Genomic DNA, 22,394 nt, shown 5'->3' with positions numbered 1-22,394 from the left:
GGATCGTTCAAAACGTCGCGGTGACGGTCGTCGTCACCCGGGTTCAATTGCCAGCCACGATGCTCATGACTGCCATGCGCACCGCAATGCCGAAGGTCACCTGCGGCAGGATCACGGCCTGTGCGCCATCGGCCACGGCGGAATCGATTTCCACGCCGCGGTTCATCGGGCCGGGGTGCATGACGATGGCGTCCGGCTTGGCCAGGGCCAGGCGTTCCGGGGTCAGGCCGTAGCTCTTGAAGAACTCCTGCGCCGACGGCAGCAAGGCACCGCTCATGCGCTCGTTCTGCAGGCGCAGCATGATGATGACGTCCACATCCTTCAAGCCCTCTTCCATGTTGTGGAAGACCCGCACGCCCATCTGCTCCAGGCCGCTGGGCAGCAAGGTGCGCGGACCGATGGCGCGCACTTCAGGCACGCCCAGGGTGGTCAGCGCGTGAATGTCCGAGCGCGCCACGCGGCTGTGCAGGATGTCGCCGACGATGGCCACACGCAGGTTGGTGAAGTCTTTCTTGTAGTGACGGATGGTGTACATGTCCAAGAGACCCTGGGTCGGGTGCGCGTGGCGGCCGTCACCGGCGTTGACCACGTGGACGTGCGACTGCTTCGTATCGATCAGGTGCTTGGCGATCAGGAAGGGCGCGCCCGATTGCGCATGGCGCACCACGAACATGTCGGCGTGCATGGCCGCCAGGTTGTCGATGGTGTCCAGCAGCGACTCGCCCTTGCTGGTACTGGAGGCCTGGATATTCAGGTTGATCACGTCCGCCGAGAGGCGCTTGGAGGCGATCTCGAAGGTGGTGCGGGTGCGCGTGGAGTTCTCGAAGAACAGGTTGAAGACGCTCTTGCCGCGCATCAGCGGCACCTTCTTGACTTCGCGGTCGCCGATGCTGACGAAGGACGAGGCAGTATCGAGGATGTGCGTCAGGATCGAGCGCGGCAGGCCCTCGATGGTCAGCAGGTGTTGCAGTTCGCCGTTTTTGTTGAGTTGGGGATTAAGCATGGACCACCGTAAGGGAGAAGCGGCCGTCGTCGGCGCGTTGCAGTTGCAGGTTTTCTTGTTTGCTGAGTTCGACCGAGGCCGCGACGAAATCGGCGGCAATGGGCAGCTCGCGGCCACCGCGGTCCACCAGCGCCGCCAGCAGCACGCGCGCCGGACGGCCATAGTCGAACAGTTCGTTGATGGCGGCCCGTGTAGTGCGGCCGGTGTAGAGCACGTCGTCGACCAGCAGGATGGTGGCGCCCTCGACATCGAAGGGAATTTGGCTGGGCTTCACGTCAGCGCGCAGGCCCTTCTCGGAAAAATCGTCACGGTAAAAGGACACGTCGACGAAGCCCAGGCGCTCGGCCAGGCCCAGTTCGGTAGCCAGGCGTTCAGCCAGCCAGGCACCGCCGGAGTGGATGCCCACCAGCGCAACCTCGGTTGCGCCCTGCAGGCCGGCTTTGATCTGCTGTACCAAGGTTTGGTACAGCGCTTCTGCATCAAGCTGGGAAGGTGTTGTGCTCATGAATGTGCGTCGTCAAAGTATTGCTGCAAAATGATGGCGGCCGCCTGGTCGTCGATCTGTTCGCCGCGCTGGTGCTGGATGACCGCCGAACTGTAGCGTTCATCCACCAGCGTGACCTCGAGCCCGTAGCGGCCGTGCAACTGGTTGGCAAAGCGGCGGCAGCGCACGCTCATCTCGTGCTCGGCACCGTCCGGATGCAAGGGCAGGCCGACCACGCAGCGAGCCGGTTGCCACTCCGCAATCAGGCGCGCAATCGCCGCGAACTTGCCGTCGTTGGTCGCTTCGCTGATCACCGCCAGCGGCTGCGCCTGCTTCAGGCCGGTATTGCCCACGGCCACGCCGATGCGCTTCAAGCCGAAGTCGAAGGCCAGGATGGTATCCAAACGTCCCCGCTCCCTCAGGCCCGGCCGGCGTCGCCGGACAGCATCACCGGATCGATGCCCAAGAGGGCCAGCGCCGCCGTGAAGCGTTGCTCCACCGGCAACTCAAAAATGATGGCAGGGTCAGCCTTGACCGTCAGCCAGCCATTGCGGCCGATCTCGCCTTCGAGCTGGCCCGGGCTCCAGCCCGAGCAACCCAGGGTGACCAGCACGCGCTCGGGGCCATCACCGTGGGCCACCGCTTCGAGCACGTCCTTGGAGGTGGTCAGCGCGACCTCATCGGTAACCTGCAGGGTCGAGGAATATTTTTCCGAGGTCGAATGCAGCACGAAGCCGCGCTCCACCTGCACCGGGCCGCCGAACATGACCGGGCGGCGATACAGCTCGGGCATGGCATCGGGGGTGTCGGGCCGGATCTCCAGCTTGAGGTTGATGCGGTCGAACAGCACATCCATGGTCATGTCGGTGGGCTTGTTGATGACCACGCCCAGCGCGCCGTTGTGGTTGTGCTCGCAAAGATAGACCACGGTGCCGCCGAAGATCGGGTCCAGCATGGACGGCATGGCGATCAGGAAATGATTGGTCAGGTCCAGTTCCAGCGGGGGACGGACCTCGTCAGCGGCATCGTCGCCCTCGGCCTGGCCGCTGGCATCGGAGCCGGCAGCGTGGCGGGAAGGGGCGTCGGAATGGAATGGGTCGAAAGCGCCAAAGGAATCCACGGATTCGTCGAAATCCTCGGCTGAGAAACTGAAGGGAGAATTGCGTCTCTTGATCATCCCGGCATTTTAGCAGTTTTGGCCGGGATCCCATGTGGCTCGTGGGGCAGCGCGCGCAAAGCCGGCCGCATGCAGCCGGCTTTGCCAGCCTCAATTGCCTTCGAGCATCTTTTTGACAGCCTGCCTCGCCTGCGCACCGAGTTCGGCCAGATCCACGCCGGGGATGGCGTCATCGCGGACCACGGCGCGGCCACCGACCCACATTGCCTTCAGGAAAGGCCGGCCACCCGAGGCCACGGGGCCGATGGCCGGATCATGCAAGCCAAAGTAGCGCGGATCATCCAGCCGGTACAAGGCAATGTCAGCTTGCTGACCCACCTGCAGGCCCTGCAGTCCGTCCAGGCCAAGCACCCGGGCGCCACCGGTCGTACCCCAGCGCACCACATCCTCCACCGTCGCTTCATCGGCACCGCCTTCGAAGGCCCCGCCCCGGAATGTGGGGGTGGCTTCCTGGCCGCGCCGGGCGCGCTGCATCAGCCACGCGGCGTGCGTTTCCGAAATCATGTCGGCCGCCTCGTTGGAGGCTGCGCCATCCACACCGATGGACACCGGTACGCCCGCCGCCTCCAACGCGCGGATCGGGGCGATGCCACTGCCCAGGCGACCGTTGCTTTGCGGGCAATGGGCGATGCCCGTTCCGGTACTTCCCAGCAAGGCAATTTCTTCGGCATCGAGCTTCACCAGATGCGCAAACCACACGTCCGGCCCCAGCCAGCCGATGCGCTCGCAGAATTCCACCGGGCGGCAGCCATGCATGGCGTGTGCGCTGTCCTGGTAGCCGACGGTCTCCGAGAGATGGCTGTGCAGCCGCACCCCCGACTCCCGCGCGGCATCGGCGATGGTGCGCAGTTCCTCCGGGGCCGCCGAATAGAGCGGCGTGGTCGGTGCCATCACCACGCGCCGCATCGAAGCGGGCGCAGGATCATGGAAGCGCCTGGCCAGGCGCTGCATGTCGGTCAGGAAAGCATCGAGCGTCTCCGGACGCAATGCACTGGGCAACTCCGCCTCCAGCTGCCGCGTGCGGGTGGCGGTGCCCCGGCACAGGACGAAACGCAGGCCCAGCTTTTCCGCTTCCTCGAACAGGATCTCCGAAGTATCGAACGGCATGCCGGGGTAATACAGGTAGTTGTGATCGGCAATCGTGCCGCAGCCCGAGCGCATCAGTTCGACCATGCCGATGCGCGCAGCCAGGCGGAACAGCTCGGCATCGAATTTGGCGCGATAGCGATAAGGGGTGGCCGCCAGCCAGGGCGTGAGCGTGGCATTGATGCCCAGCGGATCCCCCTTCAACAGCGACTGGAACAGGTGATGATGGGTATTGACCCAGGCCGGATAGGCCACGCAATCGCTGGCATCGATCACGTTCTCACCGGGCAGTGCGTCGAGCTTTCCGATGGCGGCAATCACCCCATCGGCCACGCGGATGTCGGGACCGGCGTGGCGCGCGGCCTCGCCGGGCAGGCCGGTCAGGATGGCCTGCAGGTTGCGGATCAAAAAAGTGTTCATGACAGGTCGGCTCCTTGGACAGTCGTCATCATGCCATCTCGCTCTCATGCCAGCCGGCCAGCATGGCGCGCGACAGCGCACTCATCAGCCAGAACAGCAGGATGCCGGTCAGCGTGATGAGCAGCAGGGCCGCAAACAGACGCGGAATGTTGAGCTGGAAACCCGCCTGCAGGATCTGGTAGGCCAGTCCCGATCCGGTGCCACCGGTGCCCGCCACGAACTCGGCCACCACCGCCCCGATCAGCGCCAGCCCGCTTGAAATACGCAGGCCGCCAAAGAAATACGGCAAGGCACTGGGAATGCGCAGGCGGCGCAAGGTCTGCCAGCGCGTGGCCTTGTTGAGCCGGAACAGGTTGAGCAGGCCCGGATTGACGCTGCGCAGTCCCAGCGTGGTGTTGGAGATGATGGGGAACAGCGCCATGATGGTGGCGCATACCGTCAGCGCGGCCGTGGTGTCTTTGACCCAGATGATGATGAGCGGAGCGATGGCGACGATGGGCGTGACCTGCAGGATGATCGCGTAAGGGAAGAGACTGACCTCGATGAAGCGGCTCTGCACGAACACGAAAGCGATGGACACCCCCAGGATCACCGCCAGCACGAAGGCCAGGAAGGTGATCTTCAGCGTGACCAGCAGCGACTCCATCAGCATGCCCCAATCGGCCACCAGGGTCTTGGCAATCAGCGCGGGCGTGGGTACCAGGTAAGGCGGCACCTCCAGCAGCGTGCAGACGATCTGCCACATCAGCAGCAGGGCGATGCCAATGGACAGCGGCGCGACCACGCGCCAGAACCCGGGACGATTGACCAGCGGATCAGTGTTGGGCTTCATGGCCGTCTCCTTGCTGGTTGGCCAGCGTGAGGTAATCGGAAAGCGTCTTGCAGTACTGCATGAAGGGGGCCGAAATACGGAAAGCTTCATCGCGCGGACCGTCCACCTCGATGGCCACATCCGCAATCACCCGCCCGGGGCGGGCTGCCATCACGATCACGCGCGAGGACAGGAACACCGCTTCATAGATGCTGTGGGTGACGAAGACCACGGTCAGGTCCTGCTTGCTCCAGATGTCGCGCAGGTCGGCATCGAGCTTGTTGCGGGTGAATTCATCGAGGGCACCGAAGGGCTCATCCATGAGCAGCAGATTGGGTGAGGTGGCCAGAGCACGCGCAATGGAGGCACGCATCTGCATGCCGCCCGAGAGTTCGCGCGGCAGCACCTTGTGGAATTTTTCCAGGCCCACCAGTTTCAATGCCTCGGCCACCCGCGCATCGGCCTGCGCGCGCGGCACGTGGCGCAGCTCCAGCGGCAGCCTTGCATTCTGCTCCACCGTGGCCCAGGGCATCAGGGTGGCTTCCTGGAACACCATGGCCAACGTGCGTTCAGGCGTGCCTACCGTGGCCAGGTTGCCGCCCCACCAGCGGATGTGGCCGTGGGAGGGTTCTTCCAGCCCGGCAAACATCTTCAGCAAGGTGCTCTTGCCACAGCCCGACGGCCCCAGCAGCGAGACGAACTCGCCGCGCCCGATATCGAGTTTCACCTCGTCCAGCGCGCGCGTGCCGTTGCGATAGGTCTTCTCCACCCGCTGTGCCGACAGCACCGGCGGCGTACCCGCCTCGGCAGCCGCTGCGGCCTCCCTCTCCTGCTCCCATGCCGCGGCCTGCGACATGGCGAATTCATCTCTGTCCATGGGATCTCCTGGCGGCTTCATGCAGCGGGGTGGATGCGGAACACTTCGGATTCGCCGTGCTCTTCCAGCAATTGCAGCAGCATGCGGCGCATGATGAGACCGGGCCGATCCGAGGCCATGTGAAATTCCTGGCGGCGGCGCACGTCGATGCAGGCATCGGGGTCAGTGGCTTCCAGGATCTCGCGGTCTTCCACCAGGATGGGGGCATCCCAGGCGATCAGCTCGGCTTCGGAACACTCTTCTTCGGTATCGTTGCGATAGAGCCATTGCGACAGCATGATGGCACCATCATCGATGGGCGTGGCGCAGTTGTAGATGATGTGATGGCGGCCGCTCTCCGGATAGGTGCAGCCGAAGCGGCGCACGAAGGGCAGGTACCAGCGGTTGAACATGTGGCGCACCGTGGTGTCGGCGGTGCTGCCGGTGACGCGATGGCTGGCCGGGACGTTCTTGATGGGCACGCGGGTTTCGGCTTCGAAGCCGTAGTCGGTTTCCTCGATCTCGTATTTCTCCGGCTTGGGCTGGTCATACAAGCCGAAGGTGGCACGATGCACGTAACTGAAGTGCGAATTGTCGAAGGAGTTTTCCATCATGCGCAGGGCACTGGTCTCCCAGCGCTCGTAGAACTGGAAGATGCGCCGGTAGCCGGGCGCGCCATCCTCGGGAAACTCAGGGATATCGCGCAGCGGTTCTTCCAGCGCCACCCACACATATCCGTAGCGCTCCTTGCAGAAATACGACTTCACGCAGGCGCCTGACGGCACGCTGCCATCCACGCTCTGCGGCACGCGCACGCAGGCGCCCTCGCCGTTGAAGGTCCAGCCGTGATAGCCGCAGACGATGTTGCCGTTTTCCACGAAGCCCTTGGACAACCTGGCCGTGCGATGGCAGCAGCGGTCCTGCAAGGCGGCGGGTGAGCCGTCCTCCTTGAGCCACACCACCAGCTTCTCACCCAGGAGCGTAAAGGGCTGCGGACCGTCCTTCAATTGCGTGACGGGCATGAGCGCGTACCAGAACTTGCGCAAGACTTTTTGTTGAGTTACCAGCATGAGGCTGCTCCTTCTGCTTGGACTGCGACCGCCATGGTTCGCAGTGGTCCGGCCGGCGTGCCAACACGGTCGCCTTCGCCGAAATACATTGGCTTCGAGGTGTCATGCGGCAGCTCAGGCCGCCGCCACCGCCCCGAAGGTCTGCTTCACTTTCATTTCCAGGTAGTCACCGATGGTGCAGGGTGCGTAGCGCGCCGGGCGTTCATCGCTGCAGCAACTGGGCAGGCAGGCCACCACGGCCGCCTGGTCGCCATCCTGGAAGAACGGCAGGGAATAGCGCGGTGCACTGCCCGCATTGAGCACGCGATGCGCATTGCTGTGATACAGGTCATTGCTCCAGCGCTGCAGCAAGTCGCCGATGTTGACTACGAAACTTTCCGCGATGGGCGGCGCGCTCACCCATTGGCCATCGGCATTGCAGATTTCCAGACCGCCGATGTCGTCCTGCGCGAGGATGGTGACCAGTCCCCAATCGGTATGGGCCCCGGCACCGATCTGGTTGTGGCGGGCACCGTCAGGCTGCGGCGGATAGTGCAGCATGCGCTGGGTGGCGATGGGTGCCTGCAGCACCGGCTCGAAGAAATCCTCGGGCATCTCCAGCGACAGTGCGATCACGCCCAGCAGGCGATGCGACAGGGCGCGCACGGCGTCGTAATACAGCCGTGAGTGCTCTTCGAAACCCGGCAGATCCTGCGGCCACAGGTGGTGGCCATAGCGCAGCAGGCCGCGTTGTACATACGGATGATCGGGCGCGATGTCAAAGCCGAACTGGAAGCCTTCCTTCAAATCGGCGGGCGATCCTTCATCGAGGGCCTGCGCGCCCATGCGCTCGTATCCGTAGCCGGACGGAGAATGCCGCATGTCGATGGCCGATTTGCTGGCCTGGGGCAAGGCAAAGAAACGCCGCGCCCAATCGAATTGCTGCTCGACCAGGGAGGGCGCGACACCGTGATTGACGAGGTAGAAGAACCCCACGTCGCGCGAGATCTTGTGAATCTCCCAGGCCAGCGCCTCGCGGCGGGCCAGTTCGGGCGAAAACGCATCGGCGAAATCGATCACCGGAATGCGGCGCGCGGTCATGGGTACTGTGTAGGGAATCATGGCGTCCTCACGCGAAGGGGATCGCTGCTGCGGACAGCACAAGGCAGCAGCGATCGGCGGGTCACAACATCAGGGCATGACCTTCATGTCCTTGACGAACTGGGTGGTGTAGGCCTTGTGATAATCGGTCCCCGCCTTGAGCAGGCCGGTGGCGACCATGACGTCATAGGTTTGTTTCCAGCGCTCATCGGTCATCACGCCGATGCCCAGCTTGGCCGCATCCCCCCCGGTGACGACCTTGAGTTCCTTGAGCTTGCCCAGGGCATAGGCCAGTTGCTCATCCCCCATGTTCTTGTTGTCGGCCTTGATGAGGGCATTGGCCGGTGCCGGGTCTTCCAGGTAGCTCTTCCAGCCTTCGGCGGTGGCCTTGACGAAGCGCTGCACCAGGTCAGGCTTGGTAGCCACTGTCTTCTGGAGCGTAACGATGGTGGTGCCATAGGGCGGATAGCCTTCGCTGGCGAAGAGGAAGAACTTGCTCTTCACGCCGGCCTTGTCGGCCTGGAACAGTTCGGACGAGGGATAAGCCTGCTGCGCGATGTTGGGATCGGCAAAGAAGGGCTGCAGGTTGAAGGTGTAGGCCTTGGACTGCGCATCGGTGTAGCCGTACTTGGACTTGAGCCACGGCCACCAGCTCGACTGGCCCGAGCCCGCGACCAGGATGGTCTTGCTCTTGAGACCACCCAAGCTGCTGACATCATCATGCGTCATCATGCCCTGCAGGTCGGACTGGAAGGACGTACCGACGGTCACCAGCGGCAGCCCCTGCTCGATCCCCTTCATCACCGTGAAGTCATAGCCCATGCTGAAGTCAGCCTGCCCGGCCACCAGGATCTGCATGTTGTTGACCTGCGGCCCACCCATCTTGATGGTCACATCCATCCCATATTTTTTATAAATACCTTTGGCCACCGCCTGGTAGAAGCCGCCGTGCTCGGCCTGCGCATACCAGTTCGACAGCAGCGTGACCTTGTCCTCGGCGTGGGCCAGGCCCGTCGCCGACAGGGCAGCCGCGCCCAGCCACAGCGCGGCCAGGTGCCGCAGGAATGTCCGCTTTTGCATCGATTGCTTCTTCATAGCCTTCCTCTCCAGGTGGGTTGAACTTGCTTTGCGTGCTAACCAATTACAGATCCAGAACCAATCGCGTGCCGGCACAGCGCGATACGCAGGGCAGGATGCGGCGGCCGCTCGCGCGTTCGGCGTCAGAGAGCACGCTGTCGCGATGCAGGGGCTGGCCTTCCAGCACGGTGCTCTCGCAACTGCCGCAGAAGCCTTCGCCGCAAGAGGTGCCGATGACCACGCCCACTTGCGCGGCGGCAGCGACGATGCTCTGGCCGGGCTGCACCTCGCAGCGCAAGCCGGAACGCTGCAGGACCAGTTCGAATACACGTTCTTCGGCATGAGCCTGCGCAGCAGATTGCGGCTCGGCATTCGCCATCAGAGGCGCAGCGAACCATTCGAAATGAATGTCCTGCTCGCGCCAGCCCGCCAGTTGCGCATGCCGGCGCGCGGCATCGATGAAAGGTGCAGGTCCGCACACATAGAGCGGCGACGAAGACGGCACGGCGGCAAGTGCCGCTGCAATGGCACGCTCGGTCTCGATACCGTCCAATCCCAGATGCAGCGACATGCCTTGCGAACAGGCGGCCAGTTCATGGAAAAATGCAGCGTGTGCCAGGCTGCGCGCGAAGTAATGCAGGCGATGACGCCGGCCCTGCGCAGCCATCTCGGCGGCCATCGCATGCAGCGGCGTGATGCCGATACCAGCGGCCAGCAGCAAGGGCGCGCGGGTGTCGGCGATGAGGGGAAAGGCATTGACGGGAGACGATGCGCTGATCGCCATACCCGCCTGCACCTGTTCATGCAGGAAGGCGGATCCACCGCGCGAATCGCTCTCGCGCTTGACGGCAATCACGTAGCAGTCGCGCTGTTGCGGCGTATTGCAGAGGGAATAGGCACGCACCAGACCGTCTTGCAAATGCAGGCGCAGGTGCGCGCCCGGCGTCCAGGGCGGCAACGCGGCACCCTCCTGCGCCACCAGTTCAAAGAGACGAATCCCTTCGGCCGCGTGGCGCACTGCCCTCACCCGCAAAGGCAGTGTGGTGTCGGCACTACCATTGAAACGATCGGTGACAGCGTTCATCGCCCACCTCGGATGGCATTGCCGGAAAGGGAATCGATCAGGGGGAGTATTGCGAAAAACGGCAACGCAGAATGAGAAGGCGCTCGGGCAATGTGCATGGTCTCGTGTCCTGTCAAAAGAGAGGGACCACCGGAAGGCTCCGATGGCGTCACGAGCAATGCCCCGCAAGAAGGTAAGTGTCTTCGTTACCGACTGCTAGCCGCTTCTACTCAATCGCTTCTTTAGCAAACGGCGTGCCAAGGCCGGAAGCGCCGTAAACCCATGTGTTCTTTCTGCGGTTCAATGAAAAAGGGACGGAGAATTCCGTCCCTTTGCCTGCGCGCTGCACATCTTGGTGCGCCCTGCCTTGATCTGCATCAGAAGCGCACCAACAAGAAGCTCGCCAAATTATTGCATCAGCATCAGGCTACGCCATGCTGCTTGAAGAAGGCCACGACCTTGCTCCATGCATCCTTGGCATCCGCCTCCACATAGCTGGGACGGTAGTCGGCGTTGAAGGCGTGGCCCGAATTGGCGTACACATGGAATTCGGATTTGTTGCCCGCCTTCTGCAGGGCTTCCTTCATCTGCTCCACGGTGGAAACCGGGATGCCCTGGTCCTTTCCGCCGTAGAGGCCGATGACCGGCGTCTTCAGTGTCGGCGCGATATCGATGGGCTGCTGCGGGAACAGCGCGGTCTTGTCGCCCACCAGGCGGCCATACCAGGCGGCCCCGGCCTTGACCTGCGGATTGTGGGCGCTGTAGAGCCACACGATGCGGCCGCCCCAGCAGAAGCCGTTGATACCCAGGCGCTTGATGTCGCCGCCGTTCTCGCCGGCCCATTTCACGTAGGCATCAATGTCGCCCATGACCTGCGCATCGGGCACCTTGGAAATGATTTCCTTCTGCAGCTCGGCAATGGAGGTATAGGCCATGGGATTGCCCTGGCGCACGAAGAAGTCCGGTGCGATGGCCAGGTAGCCCAACTTGGCGAAACGGCGCGCGATGTCGGCGATGTGCTCATGCACGCCGAAGATCTCGGAGACCACGATGATGACCGGCAGTCCGGTCTTGCCCTCGGGCTGGGCGCGATAGGCCGGTACGCGCTGGCCGTTGACGTCGATGGATACCTCGCCTGCGGTCAGGCCCTGGGTATCGGTCTTGATCATGGTCTGCGCGCACACCGGCAGCACGGCGGCGGCAAAGCCGGTGCCCAGCGCGGTCTTGAGGAAGGTGCGGCGATCAGCGTTGCCGGACAGGTTGCTCTGGCCCAGCAGGCTGTTGAAATCATTGCGAAGGTCGTTCATCGGGTTCTCCATCTTGGTGGCACTTGGCCTCGTTGTGGTGGAAGTGATGGTGATGCGGGGGAGCGCCAACATGAAAAAGCGGTCCTTGCAGACCGCTTTCATGGCACCGGACAAGCTGGCATTTTTCGCACTCAGGCTTCATCCCCTGCCGGAGTCTAACCGCAATCGGCAGAACGTGTTGAGCGCGGCTTGACCAGGTTTTGACCCTGCTTCATCCCTGCACCGCCAGTGCCGCTTTGCCGCCCGGCAGCTCCGGCGCACCGGGCGTGACGTCGATGACGCGCTCAGCCGAAGCCGGTTGTGCATAAGTTGCAGAAGTGGACGAAGTCACGCGCGCCTGTGCCGCATCGATGCGGAACACGCTCACCAGTTGCTGCAAACCGGCCGCCTGTTCCTGCAGCTGGCGCGCTGCGGCCGCTGCCTGTTCGACCAGGGCGGCGTTCTGCTGGGTCATGTCGTCGATCTGGATGATGGCCTCGTTGACTTGTTCGATGCCGCTGCTCTGCTCGCGGTTGGCGTGGGTGATCTCGGTCATCACGTCGGTGACGCGGCGGATGCTGGTGACGATCTCGGTCATGGTGCTGCCGGCCTGCTCGACCAGCTTGCTGCCATTTTCCACCTTGCCCACCGAGTCGCCGATGAGCACCTTGATTTCCTTGGCGGCCGAGGCCGAGCGCTGCGCCAGCGAACGCACTTCGGACGCCACCACCGCAAAGCCGCGCCCCTGCTCGCCCGCACGCGCCGCTTCCACCGCCGCATTGAGCGCGAGGATATTGGTCTGGAAGGCGATGCCATCGATCACGCTGACGATATCGGCCACCTTCTGCGAGGAGGCATTGATGGACTGCATGGTCTCCACCACCTGCGAGACGATGCTGCCACCCTGCACCGCCACGTCGGAGGCGGCCAGCGCCAGGTCGTTGGCCTGGTGGGCGTTCTCGGCATTCTGCTTGACGGTGGAATTGAGCTGCTCCATGGAGGAGGCGGTCTCTTCCAGCGCGCCAGCCTGCTGCTCGGTGCGGCCGGAGAGGTCCAGGTTGCCGCGTGCGATTTCGGTCGAGGCGGTAGTGATGGTTTCAGAACCGCGTCGCACTTCCGAGACGATCGCCGCGAGCTTGTCGCGCATCACGCGCATGGCCGCCAGCAGGCTGTCGTTGTCACCGGCGTGGGTATCAATCACGACAGCCAGGTCGCCTTCGGCAATCTGGCCGGCGATCTGCACGGCGTAGTCCGGTTCGCCACCCAGCTTGCGCAGGATCTGGCGCGTGATCCAGATGGCCGCGAGGATCGCGGTGACCACGCCGATGGCGCTGATGAGCAGCATCAGCAGGCGCGCACGGGCATAGGCGGCGGCGCTGCTGTCGGCGGCTTCGCGGTTGAGTTTGTCTTCCAGTGCGGCCAGCGCCTTCAGTTCGACCTGCCAGGACTTCTGCACCGGCAGGTATTGCTCCTTCAGGAATTGCGCCAGTTCATAGGCTTCGCGGCGCTTGCCGAATTCGACGGCTTCGTTGATGAGCTTCTCGGCGGTAGCGGCCTGCGCCTGGATCTTGGGCAGGGCCGCCTTCTCTTCCTCGGAAGTGTCGGCGGAGTCGGCAAAGAGCTGTTGCAGCTTCTGCGCGGCGACCTTGTATTTCTGGGTCTGGCCTTCGATGTATTGCGCCTCGATGTCCACATCTTCAGGCGCGGCGGGCAGCATGAGGTTGCGCAACGAGATGGAGCGCTCGCCCACCGTTTCCAGCATCTCCTTGACCAGTGCGCTCTCGGGATTCTTGACCTCCACCACATGCGTGAAGCGTCCCTGCACCTGGTGCATGTTGTAGATGCCGAAGCCGGTCACCAGCACCAGCAGCAAGACCACCCACGCAAACCCCAACCCCAGGCGCGTACCTACCTTCATTCCTGACTTCATGACGTCTCCTCCCATGTGTTCATCGGAGGCCGGACGGAAAGACGGAGATGATGACGGCCACGGACCGCATGCGGTCATGGCCGGTGATGAATGTGCTTGTCCCCTGCTTCCCTGCCTCAGCCTCGGTTGCCCGGACCCCGTCCGGTACCACCCAGGGCGTCATCCCGTCTTTGTTCGTCTGCGGTTGCGACGCCGGTCTGCTTGTCTTGTCATTCAGGTGCTGGCTCGGTCGGGGGCACTGACGGCTGCTGACCACTGGGGTCACGTCACGGCGTCAGCTTGCCTTCCTGCCAATCTTGCTTTTTTGCCTAATCGTTCACGCCCCTGCACTATCGCACAGCGGAAAGCCGCGTTTTCCTGCCAGGGGGTGAAGATTAATGCGCTTCGTCCCAATTCTTACCGATTCCGACCTCGGCAAGCAAGGGAACTTTCAGCTCCGCAACATTTTTCATCAATTCAGGCAGCTTTTCACGCACCACCGCCAGCTCCTCCTGGGGCACTTCCAGCACCAGTTCATCGTGGACCTGCATGATCATGCGGCTCTTCATGCCAGTCGACTCCAGCCAGTCCTGCACGGCAATCATGGCCAGCTTGATGAGGTCGGCCGCGGTGCCCTGCATGGGCGCATTGATCGCCGCACGCTCGGCGCCTTGCCGGCGCGGACCGTTGGGCGAGTTGATCTCGGGCAGCCACAGGCGGCGGCCGAAGACCGTTTCCACGTACCCGCGCGCCTTGGCCTGCAGGCGCGTTTCATCCATGTAGCGCTTCACGCCCGAGAAGCGCATGAAGTATTTGTCGATGTACATCTGCGCGGCAGAGCGTTCGATGCCCAGGTTGCCGGCCAGGCCAAAGGCGCTCATGCCATAGATCAGGCCGAAGTTGATGACTTTGGCATAGCGGCGCTGCTCGGACTCAACCTGCTCGGGCGCGATGCCGAAGATTTCGGCGGCGGTGGCCTTGTGGATGTCTTCGTTGTTGGCGAAGGCCTTCAACATGTTCTCGTCTTCGGAGATGTGCGCCATGATGCGCAGCTCGATCTGCGAATAGTCGGCCGAGACGATCACGCAGCCTTCGGGTGCGACGAAGGCTTCGCGGATGCGGCGTCCTTCGGGCGTGCGGATCGGGATGTTCTGCAGGTTCGGTTCGTTGGAAGACAGGCGACCAGTGACTGCCACCGCCTGTGCATAGTTGGTATGCACGCGGCCGGTGGCCGGGTTGATCATCTTGGGCAGCTTGTCGGTATAGGTGGACTTGAGCTTGGCCAGGCCGCGATAGTCCAGCAGGACCTTGGGCAGCGGATAATCCTCGGCCAGTTTCTGCAGCACTTCTTCATCGGTGGACGGTGCGCCCGAGGCGGTCTTCTTGACCACCGGCAGCTCCAGCTTGCCGAACAGGATCTCGCCCAGCTGCTTGGGCGAATTCAGGTTGAAAGGCTGGCCGGCCAGGTCGTAGGCCTGCTGTTCGATTTCGAGCATGCGTTTGCCGAGATCGTGCGATTGCTGGCCCAGGCGCTCGCTGTCGATCAGCACGCCATTGCGTTCGATTTTCTGCAGCACCACCGAGGTCGGGACTTCGATCTTCTCGTAGATGAAGCGCAGCTTGTCATCATGCTCGATCTGCGGCCACATGGCGTGATGCAGGGCCAGTGTGACTTCTGCATCCTCGGCGGCGTATTCGGTGGCGCGTTCGATGGCCACTTCATTGAAGCCGATCTGCGACGCACCTTTGCCGCATACCTCGGCATAGGTGATGGTCTTGCGCTCCAGATGACGTGCAGCCAGGCTGTCCATGTCATGCGGACGATGTGATTCGAAGACGTAGGATTCCAGCAGCGTGTCGTGCTTCACGCCGGCCAGACGAACGCCGTAGTTGGCGAAGATGTGGCTGTCGTATTTCAGGTGCTGGCCGAGCTTGGCCTTGCTGGCGTCTTCCAGCCACGGCTTCAGTTTGGCGAGCACGTGCTCGCGCGACAATTGTTCGGGTGCATCCTGGTAGTTGTGCGCCACCGGAATGTAAGCAGCACGGCCCGGCTCGCAGCACAGCGAGATGCCGACCAGCTCGGCCTGCATCGCATCCAGCGAGGTGGTCTCGGTATCGACGGCCGTCAGTTCGGCGGCGTTGATGGTGGCGATCCACTGATCCAGTTGCGCATCGGTGAGCACGGTCTCGTACTCGACCTTGGGCGCAGGAGCAAAGAGGCCACCCTGGGCCGGCGCTTCCAGTGCTGCAGCGGCGCTGGCACCGACCAGCGGGGTCTTGGCACCCGCCGGCTCGCTACCCTCGCCCAGTTCGCGCAGCCAGGTGCGGAAGTTGTAGCGGGTGAAGAGATCCTTGAGCACTTCCTTGTCGACCGGCTGCATGGTCAGCGATTCAAGGATGGACTTCATGTGCTCCGACAGATCGCAATCGGTCTTGACCGTGACCAGCACGCGGCCTTGCGGCAGCCAGTCCAGGGCCTTGCGCAGATTCTCGCCGACCACGCCGGTGATCTTGTCGGCGTTGGCCATGACGCCGTCGAGCGAGCCATAGGCGGAGAGCCACTTCACGGCGGTCTTGGGGCCGCACTTTTCGACGCCGGGTACGTTGTCGACGGTGTCGCCGATGAGGCTCAGGTAATCGACGATGCGCTCGGGCGGCACGCCGAATTTTGCAGTCACGCCGGCAATGTCGAGAACTTCATTGCTCATCGTGTTGACCAAGGTAACGTGTTCGTTGACCAGTTGGGCCATGTCCTTGTCGCCGGTGGAGACGATGGTGTCCAGTCCGGCAGCGGTGGCTTGTACCGAGAGCGTGCCGATGACGTCATCGGCTTCGATGCCCTCGACCATCAGGATCGGCCAGCCCAGGGCGCGCACGGCGGCGTGGATCGGTTCAATCTGCAATGCCAGGTCTTCCGGCATGGATTTGCGGGTGGCCTTGTAGTCGGGATAGAGATCATCACGGAAAGTCTTGCCCTTGGCGTCGAACACACAGGCAACGTAACTTGCGGGATAATCGTTGCGCAGTCGGCGCAGCATATTGATGATGCCGTACAGCGCACCGGTGGGCGCGCCTTCCGCGTTACGCATATCGGGCAGTGCATGGAAGGCCCGATAGAGGTAACTGGAACCATCAACTAACAACAAGGTTTTTTGCATATGGAACAGAGAGGAAAAAATGTCCCGCGTCTGCGGGAGGTGGGGGACATCGAACGCGCGACGGCCAAGAAGGCGCGCGAGTCGTGGCATGTACTCACGATTATGGCAGAATTCATCGAATCGACCGAACGTCTCTCCGAGCTGCGTCCTGCCGTTTCCATCTTCGGTTCTGCCCGGATCAAGCCCGACAATCCCCATTATCAACTGTGTGTGGAGATCGCCCGCCTGATCTCCGACGCCGGCTATGCCGTCATCTCCGGCGGCGGCCCCGGCATCATGGAGGCTGCCAACAAGGGTGCCTACGAAGGTGCTTCGCCCTCGGTGGGCCTGAACATCGAACTGCCGCACGAACAGCACGGCAATGCCTGGCAGGACATCTCGCTGTCCTTCCGCCACTTCTTTGCGCGCAAGGTGGCCTTCGTGAAATATGCGGATGCCTACGTGGTGCTGCCGGGCGGCTTCGGCACGCTCGATGAGCTGACCGAAGCACTGACCCTCATGCAGACCGGCAAGTCGCGCATGATGCCGGTGATCCTGGTGGGCAGCGAGTTCTGGGCCGGCCTGGTGGACTGGATCAAGACCCGCCTGGTGGACGACGGCATGATCTCGCCCAAGGACGTGAACCTGCTGCAGGTCATCGATGAACCTGCCGACGTGCTGGCAGCCATCCAGAAATTCCACGCCGAGAAGTCCAAGCCGGCGGAAACCCAGCAGGAGGCAGAACGCCAGAGCGGGATGTATCTGTAACGCCGCACTTCATGAGCACGACGAGGCCGGACCGCAGCGATGCCGTCCGGCCTTCTCTTTTTACCGGACCAGAACCGGCATGGCATCAGCGATAGATGCAAGAAAGTTCACTTCCCCTCACCAACGTACGATTTGAAACAACAACGCAAGAATTCATGATGCAGGGCAACTTCATGAAGATTCATCCCACTTTCTTGCACCTTCTCTCTCATGCCGGTCGCCCGCGCCTATTTCACGCAACTCTTCCTGGGCACGCTGTACGCGGCGCTGTTCCTGTGCCTGATACCGATGGCGACCGGTGCGGCCATGCTGTTTCTTCCCGCCCCACAGTGGCAGCCATGGCACCCCGACCGGTGGCAAGACAGCCTGCACGCGCACCGTGAAACCCTGTACTGGCTGGCGGCCCTGCTCATGGCCGCCACCCTGGCCTGGTTCTGCTGGGGCATGGGCCGCGTCATCGGCCAGGCCCAGCCGCGCTGGCAGCCAGCCTACTGGACCACCACCTTGCTCTACATGCTGGTGATGAGCTATGGCGTGGCCATTGCCGTGGTCACCAGCACCCGGCCCCACTACCAGCAATGCCAGATGTACACCGAAAAGCTCAACGGCGGCCTGCGCCACTATCGGGGCGAAGACTTCCTGGTCGAACTGTGCGGCACCGGCAGCGGCGACAACCGGCACGACCAGATCCGCCTGCGCATCTTCGATGAGCAGGGCCAGTGGCGCGCGGTACGTTACTTCACCGTGCAATGGGGCGGGCACTATCCCCTGCTGATCGACTATGCCCGCGACCACCTCGCCTACTTCGATGCCAGCAAAGGCGAAGATGAAGAATTCGTCAAAGTGGTGGCCATGCCCCCTACCCTGGCCGACTGGCTGAGCACCCGCATCCCGCTGCTGGACTAGCCCCGGCGATGGATCCGGCTCAACACGGCCACGCGCGCTCGCATTTGCCTGTTGTCTTATTGATCATTCCCATGAAGAAACGCGACGGCCAGACCTTGATGGTTTGCTACAATGAAGAAAACAACACCCCTTTTTCTTCATAAGATCATGAAACCATCCCAACTCCGGTTCAAAGAGTCCCTGGCAGCGCTGCTGCTGTGCGCATCGGCTGGCCTGGCCGCGCCGCTGGCGCTGGCCCAAACGCCGCCCGCAGGCCTGGCTGCCCAGCCCGCTCCGCCGCCGCCCGAACTGGAGAAGCTGGAAGAAGGCGAACCACCGGCCGTGACCATCCGCAAGCCGGGCGAAGACAGCCGCACGCAGGGCAACAGCATCAAGGAACGCCGCGACCATGGCCAGACCAAGGAAATCGAAGTCAAGTCCGGTCCCAGCACCTACTACGTGCGTCCCAATCCGCAACTGGGCGGTTCCACCCCCGGCGATGCACAAAGCCCGCCGCCTAGCTCGGCTCAGTGGAAGGTCGGCGAGTTCGACTGGGGTGTCAAGAAGCCTCAGGAAGGCGACACCGACGGCACCGCCAAGAAGTGATTCCGCTGATCGCGCGCGTCGCCAGACGGTGATGGCGCGCGATCGACAGCGATCAACCGCATCACCCGGCCGCATTGCGCAGCCGGTTCAGGAACGGGAAGGATGGCGCATCTGCCCTCCCCCTCGCGCAGCCGCCGGATTTGGCGGCAGCGCGCCCCAGCCAGCATCCTCTTTTCATTTTCGTCATGGCAGTCTTTACACCGGTCAGTCTGGAACAACTCTCGGACTGGATTGAACAATTCCCGCTCGGCCGCGCCACCTCGATCAAAGGCATCTCCTCGGGCATCGAAAACAGCAACTTCTTCATCGGCACGGAGCAAGGCGAATACGTGCTGACGCTGTTCGAGAAGCTGCACATCGAACAGTTGCCCTTCTATCTCGAACTGATGCGCCACCTGGCGCAGCGCGGCATCCCGGTGCCGGCGCCGGTGCCCAACGACAAGGGCGCCATCGTCAACCTGCTCAACGACAAGCCGGCAGCCATCGTCAGCAAGCTCGAAGGCCAGTCGCAGCTGGATCCACAGCCGGTGCACTGCGCCGCGCTGGGCGACATGCTGGCGCGCATGCACCTGGCGGCCAAGGATTTCAAGATCCTCCAGCCCAACCTGCGCGGCCTGGCCTGGTGGCTGGAAACCACCCCGGCGGTGCTGCCCTTCCTGCCGGCCGAACTGGGCCAGCTGCTCGCCAGCGAAGTGCAGTACCAGAAGGACTTTGCCGCCACCGCCGACTACCGCGCCCTGCCGCGCGGACCGGTGCATGCCGACCTGTTCCGCAATAACGCGATGTTCGTGGGCGAGCAGCTGTCGGGCATCTTCGATTTCTATTTCGCCGGTTGCGATACCTGGTTGTTCGACCTGGCCGTGACCGTCAACGACTGGTGCGTGGACCTGGATACGGGCGTGCTCGACACTGCCCGCAGCGAAGCCATGCTGGCCGCCTATCGTGCCGTGCGTCCGTTCTCGGACGCCGAACGCGTGGCGTGGCAGCCGATGCTGCGCGCTGCCGCGCTGCGCTTCTGGCTGTCGCGCCTGTACGATTTCTATCTGCCGCGCGAAGCCGAAATGCTCACGCCGCATGATCCCACGCACTTCGAACGCATCCTGCGCCTGCGCATCCAGGATGCGCCACCGACGCTGTAAGCACTGGAGCCATGGAAAAGATCCCCGCACACACCGGCTGGTCCTGGGTCAAACAGGGCTTCGCCCTGTTCAGAAAGCAACCGGCCGAAATCTCCACGCTGTTCTTCGCCTACATGTTCCTGATGCTGGCGCTGGGCATCATCCCGGTGCTCGGCCAGATGCTGCCGCTGATCCTGATCCCGCTGTTCTCGATGTCGTTCATGCAGGCCTGCGCGCAGATCGAGCGCGGTGAACGGGTGTTCCCCAATCTGCTGTTGATCGGTTTCCGCAGCCCGGCGCGCAATACGCTGTTGAAGCTCGGCCTGCTCTATCTGCTGGTGGCCACGCTGGTGGTGGCGGCTTCGGCGCTGGCCGACGGCGGCACCTTCTGGAAAGCCATGATGGGTGGCGGCCTGTCGACCGAGGAACTGCAAAGCGCCGCTGGCAGCATGCGCATTGCCATGCTGGTGGCGGCCGCCCTCTACGTGCCGGCGGCCATGGCGTTCTGGTATGCCGCCCCCCTGATCATGTGGCAGCAGATGCCGCTGGGGAAGGCACTGTTCTACAGCTTCTTCGCGGTGCGCCGCGCCGGGCGTGCATTCCTGGTCTTCGGCCTGGCCTGGATCGTGATCGCCATCGTGGTGCCCACGGTCATCAGCATGGCCATCACGCTGCTGACCGGCAGCATTACGGCGGTGTTCTTCATCCTGCTGCCCATCTCGATAATATTGACGGTCATCATGTACTGTTCGTTCTATCCGACCTACACTAGCGTCTTCGGAAAGCCCCGCAGAGGGTCCGACAGCCCGCACAACGGAGACAATCCCATCGTCTGACGCGTCATTCCCGTCAGACAGGACCTTGCGCCAGGCTGTCGCTGCCTGGCGCGCCCGGTCCGATGTGTTCGCAAGGGAGAGGCGAACAGCATCCGCTCCACCGCCCGCCCCCGCCAGCTGGACTTTCCATCACCACAGCTTCTTACACGGGGGTATCAGATGCGCATGAACATGCCGGTCACGGGGCAGGAACGCCTGCTCATCGATGGCAAGGCCATCGTTTCCAAGACCGATCTCCAGGGCAATATCACCTACGTCAATCCTTACTTCATCGAGATCAGCGGTTTCGAGGAAGAGGAATTGCTGGGCGCGCCGCAGAACCTGATCCGCCATCCCGACATGCCGCCCGAGGCCTTCGCCGACATGTGGGCCACCATCAAGGGCGGCACACCCTGGACCGGACTGGTCAAGAACCGCAGCAAGAGCGGCGACCATTACTGGGTGCGTGCCAACGTGACGCCCATCCGCGAAAGCGGCCAGGTGGTCGGCTACATGTCGGTCCGCACCAAGCCCGAACGCGCGGCGGTGGAAGGCGCCGAGAAGCTCTACGCAAGCATGCGCCGTGGCCAGGCCAAGGGCATTGCCCTGCATCGTGGTGAAGTGGTGCGGACCGGACTGGCCGGATGGCTGGGCAAGCTCGGGCGCATGCAGTTGAATACGCGCCTGAACTGGTCGATGGGCGTGATGCTGGCGATCCAGATCGCCGTCGTACTGGCCGGCATGATGACGCTGCACCAGTGGTGGATCAGCGCACTGGCGGCCGCGTCAGCCCTGCTGTCCATCGTGCAGTGGATCGCCCTGCGCGCCGCGCTCATCAAGCCGCTGCAGCAGGCCCTCGATATCACCCACGCCATCACCGGAGGCGATCTCTCGGTGCGCATCGAGACCGGCCGCCATGATGAACTGGGCCGCCTGCTGGCCTCGCTGCGCCAGATGAACGTGAACCTGACCGCCATCATCGGCGACGTGCGATCCAACGTCGAGACCATCAATATGGCGACCCGCGAAATCGCCACCGGCAACATGGATCTCTCACGCCGCACTGAACAGCAAGCCGCGAATCTGGAAGAAACGGCATCGAGCATGCACCAGCTCGCCGGCACCGTGCGGCAGAATGCGGATCACGCGAGCCAGGCCAACGAGCTGGCCGGGACCGCATCATCCATTGCCATGCGCGGCGGCGATGCCGTGGCCAGCACCGGCACGACGATGAACGAGATCAGCGAATCCTCCAACAAGATCGTGGACATCATCAGCCTGATCGACAGCATCGCCTTCCAGACCAATATCCTGGCGCTCAATGCCGCGGTGGAAGCGGCGCGCGCCGGCGAGCAGGGACGCGGCTTTGCGGTGGTGGCCTCGGAAGTGCGCATGCTGGCGCAGCGCTCGGCAGCGGCGGCCAAGGAGATCAAGCAGTTGATCGACGACTCGGTGGCCAAGGTGGAAGTGGGCAATCGCCAGGTCGAGCAGGCCAGCAGCACCATGCGCGACATCGTGGCTTCGGTGCAGCGGGTCTCGGGCATCATGAGCGAGATCAACGAGGCGACCCAGCAGCAGAGTGCGGGCATCAACCAGGTGCATGAAGCCATCACGCAGATGGATGCCAGCACCCAGCAGAATGCCTCGCTGGTCGAAGAAGCGGCCGCAGCGGCCACCAGTCTGGAAGAGCAGACCATGCGCTTGCTGCAGGCCATTTCGGTGTTCAAGTTCCAGCGCAAGTAA

20 protein-coding genes are annotated in these 22,394 nt (G+C 63.0%); 6 read left to right on the top strand and 14 right to left on the bottom strand.

Translation table 11 applies throughout. From position 1 onward, the window contains the following. Positions 1 to 43: 43 nt before the first annotated feature. From JOD78_RS10175 to polA, 14 genes are all read right to left on the bottom strand, one after another. On the bottom strand, positions 44 to 1,003 hold the full coding sequence (locus JOD78_RS10175) for an aspartate carbamoyltransferase catalytic subunit (RefSeq protein ID WP_008334861.1): 960 nt from the start codon (positions 1,001 to 1,003) through the stop codon (positions 44 to 46). Next, positions 996 to 1,508 carry a bifunctional pyr operon transcriptional regulator/uracil phosphoribosyltransferase PyrR gene (pyrR, locus tag JOD78_RS10170; RefSeq protein ID WP_204726144.1) on the bottom strand — a complete coding sequence of 171 codons (513 nt, stop codon included), beginning with the start codon at positions 1,506 to 1,508 and terminating at the stop codon, positions 996 to 998. Before pyrR ends, JOD78_RS10175 begins: the two co-directional genes overlap by 8 nt. Beyond that, entirely contained in the window at positions 1,505 to 1,891 is a 387-nt protein-coding gene (gene ruvX, locus JOD78_RS10165) for a Holliday junction resolvase RuvX (RefSeq protein WP_008334858.1), read from the bottom strand. The genes pyrR and ruvX overlap by 4 nt, the downstream gene beginning before the upstream one ends. A 14-nt stretch (positions 1,892 to 1,905) precedes the next feature. Next, the gene (locus JOD78_RS10160) at positions 1,906 to 2,664 is read right to left on the bottom strand and encodes a YqgE/AlgH family protein (RefSeq protein ID WP_198516533.1); all 759 of its coding nucleotides are present in this window, start codon (positions 2,662 to 2,664) and stop codon (positions 1,906 to 1,908) included. A 90-nt stretch (positions 2,665 to 2,754) separates the two neighbouring features. Continuing rightward, on the bottom strand, positions 2,755 to 4,170 hold the full coding sequence (locus JOD78_RS10155) for an amidohydrolase family protein (protein WP_209568142.1): 1,416 nt from the start codon (positions 4,168 to 4,170) through the stop codon (positions 2,755 to 2,757). A gap of 28 nt (positions 4,171 to 4,198) precedes the next feature. Further along, positions 4,199 to 5,002 carry an ABC transporter permease gene (locus tag JOD78_RS10150; protein WP_039789316.1) on the bottom strand — a complete coding sequence of 268 codons (804 nt, stop codon included), beginning with the start codon at positions 5,000 to 5,002 and terminating at the stop codon, positions 4,199 to 4,201. Next, entirely contained in the window at positions 4,986 to 5,858 is an 873-nt protein-coding gene (locus tag JOD78_RS10145; protein ID WP_204726146.1) for an ABC transporter ATP-binding protein, read from the bottom strand. The genes JOD78_RS10150 and JOD78_RS10145 overlap by 17 nt, the downstream gene beginning before the upstream one ends. 17 nt (positions 5,859 to 5,875) lie before the next feature. After that, on the bottom strand, positions 5,876 to 6,907 hold the full coding sequence (locus tag JOD78_RS10140) for an aromatic ring-hydroxylating dioxygenase subunit alpha (RefSeq protein WP_039789311.1): 1,032 nt from the start codon (positions 6,905 to 6,907) through the stop codon (positions 5,876 to 5,878). Positions 6,908 to 7,021: 114 nt separating this feature from the next. Beyond that, positions 7,022 to 8,008, bottom strand: a complete 987-nt coding sequence (locus JOD78_RS10135; protein ID WP_209533657.1) for a 2-oxoglutarate and iron-dependent oxygenase domain-containing protein — start codon at positions 8,006 to 8,008, stop codon at positions 7,022 to 7,024. A 69-nt stretch (positions 8,009 to 8,077) separates the two neighbouring features. Further along, positions 8,078 to 9,067 carry an ABC transporter substrate-binding protein gene (locus tag JOD78_RS10130; RefSeq protein ID WP_245202086.1) on the bottom strand — a complete coding sequence of 330 codons (990 nt, stop codon included), beginning with the start codon at positions 9,065 to 9,067 and terminating at the stop codon, positions 8,078 to 8,080. 61 nt (positions 9,068 to 9,128) lie between these two features. Next, positions 9,129 to 10,148: a PDR/VanB family oxidoreductase gene (locus JOD78_RS10125; RefSeq protein WP_209568146.1), complete on the bottom strand. Its 1,020-nt coding sequence runs from the start codon at positions 10,146 to 10,148 to the stop codon at positions 9,129 to 9,131. A 401-nt stretch (positions 10,149 to 10,549) separates the two neighbouring features. Then, the gene (locus tag JOD78_RS10120) at positions 10,550 to 11,434 is read right to left on the bottom strand and encodes a dienelactone hydrolase family protein (protein ID WP_134135630.1); all 885 of its coding nucleotides are present in this window, start codon (positions 11,432 to 11,434) and stop codon (positions 10,550 to 10,552) included. Positions 11,435 to 11,645: 211 nt separating this feature from the next. Next, positions 11,646 to 13,343 (bottom strand): methyl-accepting chemotaxis protein, encoded by a 1,698-nt coding sequence (locus JOD78_RS10115; RefSeq protein WP_209568148.1) that lies wholly within the window; start codon positions 13,341 to 13,343, stop codon positions 11,646 to 11,648. A 374-nt stretch (positions 13,344 to 13,717) separates the two neighbouring features. After that, entirely contained in the window at positions 13,718 to 16,480 is a 2,763-nt protein-coding gene (polA, locus tag JOD78_RS10110; protein ID WP_209568150.1) for a DNA polymerase I, read from the bottom strand. Between polA and JOD78_RS10105 the strand changes: the two genes are divergently transcribed. The 6 genes from JOD78_RS10105 (at position 16,481) to JOD78_RS10080 (ending at position 22,394) form a co-directional block, all read left to right on the top strand. Next, the gene (locus JOD78_RS10105) at positions 16,481 to 17,227 is read left to right on the top strand and encodes a TIGR00730 family Rossman fold protein (protein WP_121042707.1); all 747 of its coding nucleotides are present in this window, start codon (positions 16,481 to 16,483) and stop codon (positions 17,225 to 17,227) included. A 210-nt stretch (positions 17,228 to 17,437) separates the two neighbouring features. Further along, a complete protein-coding gene (locus JOD78_RS10100; RefSeq protein ID WP_121042705.1) occupies positions 17,438 to 18,133 on the top strand; it encodes a hypothetical protein in 696 nt (231 codons plus the stop codon). A 147-nt stretch (positions 18,134 to 18,280) separates the two neighbouring features. Beyond that, positions 18,281 to 18,718, top strand: coding sequence for a hypothetical protein (locus tag JOD78_RS10095; protein ID WP_034330903.1), 438 nt, complete (start codon positions 18,281 to 18,283; stop codon positions 18,716 to 18,718). Between the two features lie 185 nt (positions 18,719 to 18,903). After that, the gene (locus JOD78_RS10090) at positions 18,904 to 19,857 is read left to right on the top strand and encodes a homoserine kinase (RefSeq protein ID WP_034330901.1); all 954 of its coding nucleotides are present in this window, start codon (positions 18,904 to 18,906) and stop codon (positions 19,855 to 19,857) included. An 11-nt stretch (positions 19,858 to 19,868) separates the two neighbouring features. Continuing rightward, on the top strand, positions 19,869 to 20,672 hold the full coding sequence (locus tag JOD78_RS10085) for a BPSS1780 family membrane protein (protein ID WP_121042703.1): 804 nt from the start codon (positions 19,869 to 19,871) through the stop codon (positions 20,670 to 20,672). A 159-nt stretch (positions 20,673 to 20,831) separates the two neighbouring features. Next, positions 20,832 to 22,394: a PAS domain-containing methyl-accepting chemotaxis protein gene (locus tag JOD78_RS10080; RefSeq protein ID WP_121042701.1), complete on the top strand. Its 1,563-nt coding sequence runs from the start codon at positions 20,832 to 20,834 to the stop codon at positions 22,392 to 22,394.

This window comes from Herbaspirillum sp. 1130 (assembly GCF_017833835.1).
Taxonomy (GTDB): domain Bacteria; phylum Pseudomonadota; class Gammaproteobacteria; order Burkholderiales; family Burkholderiaceae_D; genus Herbaspirillum; species Herbaspirillum huttiense.
The sequence above is the reverse complement of the archived record's forward strand: the minus strand, read 5'-3'. Positions and strand labels throughout refer to the sequence as shown.

Bases quoted from the DNA above. Each gene is read 5' to 3' on its own strand.
- JOD78_RS10175 (WP_008334861.1), bottom strand. From the start codon at position 1,003: ATGCTTAATCCCCAACTCAACAAAAACGGCGAACTGCAACACCTGCTG.
- pyrR (WP_204726144.1), bottom strand. From the start codon at position 1,508: ATGAGCACAACACCTTCCCAGCTTGATGCAGAAGCGCTGTACCAAACC.
- JOD78_RS10160 (WP_198516533.1), bottom strand. From the start codon at position 2,664: ATGATCAAGAGACGCAATTCTCCCTTCAGTTTCTCAGCCGAGGATTTC.
- JOD78_RS10155 (WP_209568142.1), bottom strand. From the start codon at position 4,170: ATGAACACTTTTTTGATCCGCAACCTGCAGGCCATCCTGACCGGCCTG.
- JOD78_RS10150 (WP_039789316.1), bottom strand. From the start codon at position 5,002: ATGAAGCCCAACACTGATCCGCTGGTCAATCGTCCCGGGTTCTGGCGC.
- JOD78_RS10145 (WP_204726146.1), bottom strand. From the start codon at position 5,858: ATGGACAGAGATGAATTCGCCATGTCGCAGGCCGCGGCATGGGAGCAG.
- JOD78_RS10140 (WP_039789311.1), bottom strand. From the start codon at position 6,907: ATGCTGGTAACTCAACAAAAAGTCTTGCGCAAGTTCTGGTACGCGCTC.
- JOD78_RS10135 (WP_209533657.1), bottom strand. From the start codon at position 8,008: ATGATTCCCTACACAGTACCCATGACCGCGCGCCGCATTCCGGTGATC.
- JOD78_RS10130 (WP_245202086.1), bottom strand. From the start codon at position 9,067: ATGCAAAAGCGGACATTCCTGCGGCACCTGGCCGCGCTGTGGCTGGGC.
- JOD78_RS10125 (WP_209568146.1), bottom strand. From the start codon at position 10,148: ATGAACGCTGTCACCGATCGTTTCAATGGTAGTGCCGACACCACACTG.
- JOD78_RS10120 (WP_134135630.1), bottom strand. From the start codon at position 11,434: ATGAACGACCTTCGCAATGATTTCAACAGCCTGCTGGGCCAGAGCAAC.
- JOD78_RS10115 (WP_209568148.1), bottom strand. From the start codon at position 13,343: ATGAAGTCAGGAATGAAGGTAGGTACGCGCCTGGGGTTGGGGTTTGCG.
- polA (WP_209568150.1), bottom strand. From the start codon at position 16,480: ATGCAAAAAACCTTGTTGTTAGTTGATGGTTCCAGTTACCTCTATCGG.
- JOD78_RS10105 (WP_121042707.1), top strand. From the start codon at position 16,481: ATGGAACAGAGAGGAAAAAATGTCCCGCGTCTGCGGGAGGTGGGGGAC.
- JOD78_RS10100 (WP_121042705.1), top strand. From the start codon at position 17,438: ATGCCGGTCGCCCGCGCCTATTTCACGCAACTCTTCCTGGGCACGCTG.
- JOD78_RS10095 (WP_034330903.1), top strand. From the start codon at position 18,281: ATGAAACCATCCCAACTCCGGTTCAAAGAGTCCCTGGCAGCGCTGCTG.
- JOD78_RS10090 (WP_034330901.1), top strand. From the start codon at position 18,904: ATGGCAGTCTTTACACCGGTCAGTCTGGAACAACTCTCGGACTGGATT.
- JOD78_RS10085 (WP_121042703.1), top strand. From the start codon at position 19,869: ATGGAAAAGATCCCCGCACACACCGGCTGGTCCTGGGTCAAACAGGGC.
- JOD78_RS10080 (WP_121042701.1), top strand. From the start codon at position 20,832: ATGCGCATGAACATGCCGGTCACGGGGCAGGAACGCCTGCTCATCGAT.